Genomic DNA, 2,377 nt, shown 5'->3' on the forward strand with positions numbered 1-2,377 from the left:
GGATATACGTCGCCCATCATCTTACCGCCGGTTCCTCGAATCAGTGGTGCACAGACCCTCAGACACGCATTCCGAGAAGTTCCACCAGCTATTGGCTCCCAACCCATCTCATTGATGAAGAGAAGCGCATTCTGCTCTGCGTGTGTGCCAGGAATGTTGTCAGCGACTATTTCTCCAGGCTTTATCGCGGACATCTGGGCGGCAGTCAGGCCCTCACCCGATCCAGCGACTACGTGCACGTCGCCGAGCGGAGTTCTGGCCTTTACGACGGCGACAGTACTGACTCGATCACGGATGTATTCATCAGGCTCTGCGCCATGGATCTCACTCGCGCGCGCAGAAAGATCGCAGTTATGAACCAGAACCGGCGTCGCTCCCGCCAGCACATAGTACGTATGTGTGCTGGACACCGTCAGGTTGTTGACGGTCGCTGTCTGGGTCCACGCCCGCACGGCCGTGACCTGGACGTACGTCCCCGCCGACGTCTGCAGCCAGTCCCCCGACCGCAGTTCGCTCGCCTTGGCCCAGCGGTGTTCCTTCGGCAGCCAGATCGGGTGGCCGTCGGTGGCGGTGATGGTCTTGCCGTTGGAGAGGGTGAGGCGGACGAGGTGCTTGGTGCCGTGGCCCTGGATGGTCGCGGTGACTGTCTGCGTGGCGATGCCGCCCAGTACCGGGTCGGTGGACTTCACCTTGTCGCCGGGTCGGAGGTCCTTGATGGCCTTGGACTTGCCGTTCGCCAGCAGGACCCGGGTGTTCGGCGTGAAGCTGTTGCACTTGCCGCCCGCCTCCACCGCGTCCTCGCCGGCGTCGGAGGCCCTGCCCGCGTCCTTCTCCGCGCTCTTCGCGGCCGACCTCTCCGTCGCCTTGGCGGCCGTCTTCTTCTCGACCGCCTTGGCCGCCTTCTCCTCGGCGGTCTTGACGACCTTCTTCTCGACCACCTTCGTCGTGGCCTTGGCGGTCGTCTCCTCGGCGGCTTTCACGGCCGCCTGTTCCGTGCCCTTGAACAACAGACCTTTACCCAAGGCCAGCTCGGCCCTGGTGGATGGCCTTCGTCGCCTGCCAGGCCTTGTGCCGGATCTGGGACCAGCCCCAGAACTGGCCGTTCGGGTCCTCCTTCGTCACCGGGCTGTTGTCCGCGTAGGCGTAGCCGCCCAGTTGGAGGAGGTCGGAGAGGTCCATCACCGGGTCGATGGTCGTGAAGCGGCCCGTCGCCGGGTCGTAGTCCCGCGCGCCCAGGTGGATCAGGCCCGTGCTGGACTCGTCCGCGCCGCCGATGTACGTGCTCGAACCGGCCCAGGTGGCCGGGGCGGCCTGGTCACCGCGCAGGTTGCCCCACGCGTCGTAGGAGCGGGTCGCGACCGCCATCCCGGAGGCCAGTTTGATCTGGACCGTGCCCGTGCCCTGGGTGTTGCTGATCTGCGCGGCCAGGGTCTGGGCCGAGGTGGCGCTGGAGGTGTAGCGGACCACCGTGGGGGCGCCCTCCTGTGCGTAGGTACGCACCGCCCTGGTGGAGGTGTTCGTCTGGGAGCCCCAGACCTCGGTCTCTCCCAGATACAGCGTGGTCCAGCCACCGGTGGTCTTCGCGATCCGGTTGCCGTCCGCGTCGTACAGGTACGACGCGGTCGCGGCTAGGGCGAACTTCTGGGTCGACGCGCTCGCCGTGCACGCCGCCAGGGTCAGGTCCGTGCCGGCCGTGGTGGCCGGGGCGTTGAGGCACAGCTTCGACGTCGCGTTGTAGAACGTGCCGTCCGAGCGGAGCGCGAAGGACTGGGTCGTCGCGTCGGGCACGCAGGTCTTGAGTGTGATTGCCGAGCCGGAGGCCGTGCCCGCCGCCGTGACGCACTTGCCAAGAACGGTCAGCTTGCCGCCGTTCGCGCTGAACTTCTGCGCGGGGCTGCCGTTGCAGGTGTAGATCTGGATGACCGTGCCGTCGGCGGTCCCGGCGCCGGCGTCGTCCAGGCACAGCCCGCCCGGACCGGTGACGGCTCCCTTGCCCGCGCCGAAGCCGGACACCGAGGTCAGCAGGCCCTCGCCGTCGTACACGAAGGACTGGGAGTCGCCGTTGATCGTGCGGGTGGCGGTGCGGCCGGCGTCGTCGAAGGTGGCGGAGTTCGCCTCCGTCACTGTCTTGGTGCCGGAGTCGGCCGGGGTGACCGTCTTCTTGGTCCAGTCGGTCAGGGTGTTGGGCTGGCCCGTGTCGCCGTACGCGTACGAAGTGCCGCCGTCCAGCGCCGTGTTGAGGGCTCCGGTCGAGGTGCGCTGGGTGCTGTGGTCAGTGACCGTGGTGCGGTTGCCGAGGTCGTCGTAGCGGTACGACTGCCAGTATGTGAGGGAGCCGTAGGACGCCGTGCCCGTCGCGATCGTCGAGGGGGACGGC

General features: G+C 67.3%; 2 protein-coding genes. Both read right to left on the reverse strand.

The window, feature by feature from the left end:
- Positions 1–1,007 (reverse strand): polymorphic toxin-type HINT domain-containing protein (locus JF597_RS50280; protein ID WP_294012972.1); only part of this gene is annotated, 1,007 nt, incomplete at its 3' end.
- A 7-nt stretch (positions 1,008–1,014) separates the two neighbouring features.
- On the reverse strand, positions 1,015–2,377 hold a 1,363-nt coding region (locus JF597_RS50285; protein ID WP_294012975.1), incomplete at its 5' end, for a ricin-type beta-trefoil lectin domain protein.

This window comes from Streptomyces sp. (genome assembly GCF_019510245.1).
GTDB lineage: Bacteria > Actinomycetota > Actinomycetes > Streptomycetales > Streptomycetaceae > Streptomyces.